Annotated in this window: 5 protein-coding genes; 1 reads left to right on the top strand and 4 read right to left on the bottom strand. The window is 42.2% G+C overall.

What is annotated here, in order from left to right; translation table 11 throughout:
• Window positions 1-270: 270 nt before the first annotated feature.
• Complete coding sequence (locus B3182_RS03090; RefSeq protein WP_292747212.1) at window positions 271-654, bottom strand: cupin domain-containing protein; 384 nt, start codon at window positions 652-654, stop codon at window positions 271-273.
• 164 nt (window positions 655-818) lie between these two features.
• Complete coding sequence (locus tag B3182_RS03095) at window positions 819-1,181, bottom strand: cupin domain-containing protein (RefSeq protein WP_292356707.1); 363 nt, start codon at window positions 1,179-1,181, stop codon at window positions 819-821.
• A 116-nt stretch (window positions 1,182-1,297) separates the two neighbouring features.
• On the opposite strand from B3182_RS03095, the gene B3182_RS03100 reads away from it, so the two are divergent.
• Window positions 1,298-2,023 carry a lipase family protein gene (locus B3182_RS03100; protein ID WP_292356705.1) on the top strand — a complete coding sequence of 242 codons (726 nt, stop codon included), beginning with the start codon at window positions 1,298-1,300 and terminating at the stop codon, window positions 2,021-2,023.
• Window positions 2,024-2,037: 14 nt separating this feature from the next.
• On the opposite strand, the gene cysK is transcribed toward B3182_RS03100, so the two are convergent.
• Both cysK and B3182_RS03110 read right to left on the bottom strand, forming a co-directional pair.
• Window positions 2,038-2,994 carry a cysteine synthase A gene (gene cysK, locus B3182_RS03105; RefSeq protein WP_292751497.1) on the bottom strand — a complete coding sequence of 319 codons (957 nt, stop codon included), beginning with the start codon at window positions 2,992-2,994 and terminating at the stop codon, window positions 2,038-2,040.
• Between the two features lie 137 nt (window positions 2,995-3,131).
• Window positions 3,132-3,596, bottom strand: coding sequence for a CBS domain-containing protein (locus B3182_RS03110; RefSeq protein WP_292356702.1), 465 nt, complete (start codon window positions 3,594-3,596; stop codon window positions 3,132-3,134).
• Window positions 3,597-3,645 lie beyond the last annotated feature (49 nt).

The raw sequence follows: 3,645 nt of genomic DNA on the forward strand, positions 1-3,645 counted from the left end.
AAAAAAAGAGCCCATCCAATCGGATGGGCTCTTTTTTTTGTCTTGAAGGTTTGCATTATCCTGCCTGAGCATGTGAACAACCAATGTGGCCGCTAATTACTCCTGCATTAGCGGCATACCGTCCATCCATGGACATAAAAAAAGCCTAGGACAAACCATAATCTTTAGGTATTGCCCTAGGCGGTGTTAGCTTAATGACGTTAATATTTATCTGATTAACAGCATGTCTCACTTACTTAGTAATGGAATGGTTAGCCAGTGAAATATTAGTTACTCACCAAAGGGTGATGTCACATCTTGAGGTACACTAATCGCAAAAATCTTGCGTACTGTTTGTTCCGTCTTCCAAGTACCTTTAAATCCCGCCTTTACCAGAAAACTATCACCGGCTTTATAGGTTACAGACTCGCCATCATCATCCTTCAATGTGGCCTTGCCTTCGAACATGTGAACCATTTCATCAGCATTATAGGTTACCCGATAGGTACCGGGCGTTGCTTCCCAAAAACCCGTCAATAACTTACCGTCTTCTGAGACATGTTCAAGCCAGGTCGTCATCGTTGGCGCTCCTTCAAATGGGACCCAACCCTCAAGGTCTGAAGTGATAGGTGCAACGCTGGGCGCTGAGAAGTTTCCAAAAGTGATCGTTTTCATGTCCGTACTCCAAGCATTTAAGCAAAAGATTTAAGTTTCGCAATAAAGTACTGTCAGTTTAAATCCATATTAAGTGGTAATCATAAATGGTAATAGACAATCGCCAGGATGATTATAAAGTTCCTTCAGGTTTCAATATAAGCTGGGTAAAAGCCGTTCTAAGTTTATACAGACTGATAGTTATCTGTTTCAAAACGAGGTGTGCATAAGGCGAGAAACACAAGATCTTCGTTGCAGATATTAGTAATTCTTTGACGGGTACAAGCCGGGATGATCACCACATCTCCCATTTGAACATTTTGTGGGGCCATATCACCGATCTCTACAACACCCTTACCTTCAAGAATTACATAGCGTTCAGTTGTTTCCTTTAACTGATGCCACTGGGTGGTAACCCCTGGTTCCACTCTGGCACGAGCAATGGAAAGTTCAGAATCTTCCAGGTGGTTGGAAAGTTCATTGATATAACATCCTTCAACAAAAAAGTATTCATTATTAGTCTGAAATCGTTTAATTTGTGGTTTCATAATTGAACTGGAATCCTTTTGGTTAAATAAGTTGTTTGTATAGTAGGAAACTACAAAATAAGAATTTGGCATCCTCTATGCAGAATTTTTCATGTCACCCTTAAAGGAGGTGTTCCATGAAAATGTTCATGCTGCTATTTGTCCTTTCATTTACCGTGCAAGCCAATGACATATCATCCTGGAATCGTCTGATTCTGTCTGGTGGTTCACATATCATGATCGGCTTTGTTCCTCCTGATTTAAAGCAGGCCGAAGTGCTGAATATTTTTATTGAAGGGGATGGTGAACCTGGTGTTGCATTAAGACTAGCGCAGGAGACCGGAGGTAATAGTGTCTATATAGGGCGTCCCTGCCAATATCTCAAAGCTACCCGATTTAATTCCTGTAATCGTGAACTATGGACATCACACCGCTATTCTCAAGCCGTAGTGGATTCGATGGATAAGGCTATTTCTGCATTGAAACAGCAGTATCAATCAAGTCAAATTCGACTTGTAGGCTATTCTGGTGGTGGGGCTATCGCCTCAATTATTGCATCAAAAAGGAGCGATGTTGCACTATTATTGACCGTGGCAGGTAATCTGGATCATAAATGGTGGACTGAGTTTAATGATTCAGCACCACTGTCTGGCTCTTTAAACCCAATTGATTACAGCGCAGCATTAGAGGCTGTACCTCAAGTACATCTGATAGGTGATCATGATTTTGTGGTACCCGGCTCGGTATTAATGTCTTATCTGTCAAAATTTAAAACGCGTGACAAAGTAAAAAGCTATCTGGTGGGAGGAGCGGATCACACTTGCTGTTGGTCAATGGCTGTAGCTGCAGTACTGCCTGAATAAATTCAAATGGCTGACTAGCCTAAGCTGCTCAGCCATTCATCATCTGAACCTTCATTCATTCCTTCGAACAAATAAGTGGATAAGTAGCGTTCTCCAGTATCAGGAAGCATAGCCAGAATAACCGAACCATCGGCTGCATTCTCAGCGACTTTCATTGCTGCTGCAACGGTGCCGCCACAAGATAATCCGCAGAAGATACCTTCTTCACTGGCTAATCGTAATGCCCAGTTTTTGGATTCCTCATCAGTAACTTGATATAGCTCATCGTAAACATCACGGTTTAAAACATCTGGAATAAAATCCGGAGTCCACCCCTGAATCTTATGTGGATGCCAGTCATCCCCAGCCAGCATGGAAGCTGCAGCAGGTTCTGTTGCAACAATTTTGGTATCTGGTCTGGCAAGTTTAATCATTTCCCCGGCGCCGGTTAATGTACCGCCAGTGCCCCAACCCGAGACCCAATAATCGAGTTGTTTACCTGCGAAGTCACGTAGGATTTCAGGGCCGGTAGTATTTCGATGAAAAGCGGGATTGGCAGGATTTTCAAATTGTCGAGCTAGGAACCAGCCATGTTTCTCAGCGAGTTCCTCTGCTTTTTTAACCATGCCAGTGCCTTTTTCAGCTGCCGGAGTAAGAATTACCTTGGCTCCCATAGCTCGCATGATTTTACGACGTTCAACCGAGAAGGTTTCGACCATGGTGGCAACAAAAGGATATCCTTTCGCTGCACAGACCATTGCTAAAGCAATACCTGTATTACCTGAAGTAGCTTCAATAACTGTTTGACCGGGTTTTAATACTCCACGTTTTTCAGCATCATCGATAACTGCAAATGCCAGTCGATCTTTTACAGAAGCCATCGGATTGAAGGCTTCGACCTTAACGTACATTTCGACGTGATTGGGGGCTATGTTGTTTAGACGAACAATAGGGGTATTACCGATTGTGTCGAGTATGCTGTTATAAATCATAAAAACTCAGTCGATTTGATTGGAATAAACCAAGCTTACACTAAATTGCTTATGCAAAAAAATCCTGCAGCAAAATCAGTCGTGAATAGTTTAAAACTGTCGGATAGCGGTTGTTTAAAAGGAAAGTTATCTATCGGTCAGGAAACACTGTTACTGACATGAATATTTTGTTTTGTAGATTGCTTTGCTGGTTGCTTGCTATCAGGATTGGACGTCAGCTCAAGTGCTTTAAGAATATTCTGTCTGGTAATTGATCCGACTAAACGATTTTCTTTAATCACGGGCAAACACTTGTAGGCAGTTTTTAAAAACTTTTCAGCGACCTCAATGATTGATGCTTCAAAATCTATGGTCTCAACCTGATTATGCATATACTCTTCAACTTTTCCCGCTGATTCGCCCTGATAAGCAGCATTAAGCGCCACTTGCATACAGTCTTTTTCAGACAGAAAACCAATCAAATTACCATGTTGATCGATAACGGGAGCACCGGAGATTTTAAATTCAATCAGCTGATGAATTGCACGTAATACATCCATCTCAGGTGTAAAAGTGATCTTGGTGCCATTCATATGATCTTTGACTTTGAGTGATGCAAGCATGGGCTACTCCCTGACGCTGTTTAGTTTTGTTGTTGTGCCCGCTTACGGG

Source organism: Methylophaga sp. UBA4204 (assembly GCF_002379485.1).
Lineage (GTDB): Bacteria > Pseudomonadota > Gammaproteobacteria > Nitrosococcales > Methylophagaceae > Methylophaga.

Bases quoted from the DNA above. Each gene is read 5' to 3' on its own strand.
- B3182_RS03110 (WP_292356702.1), bottom strand. From the start codon at position 3,596: ATGCTTGCATCACTCAAAGTCAAAGATCATATGAATGGCACCAAGATC.
- B3182_RS03100 (WP_292356705.1), top strand. From the start codon at position 1,298: ATGAAAATGTTCATGCTGCTATTTGTCCTTTCATTTACCGTGCAAGCC.
- B3182_RS03095 (WP_292356707.1), bottom strand. From the start codon at position 1,181: ATGAAACCACAAATTAAACGATTTCAGACTAATAATGAATACTTTTTT.
- B3182_RS03090 (WP_292747212.1), bottom strand. From the start codon at position 654: ATGAAAACGATCACTTTTGGAAACTTCTCAGCGCCCAGCGTTGCACCT.
- cysK (WP_292751497.1), bottom strand. From the start codon at position 2,994: ATGATTTATAACAGCATACTCGACACAATCGGTAATACCCCTATTGTT.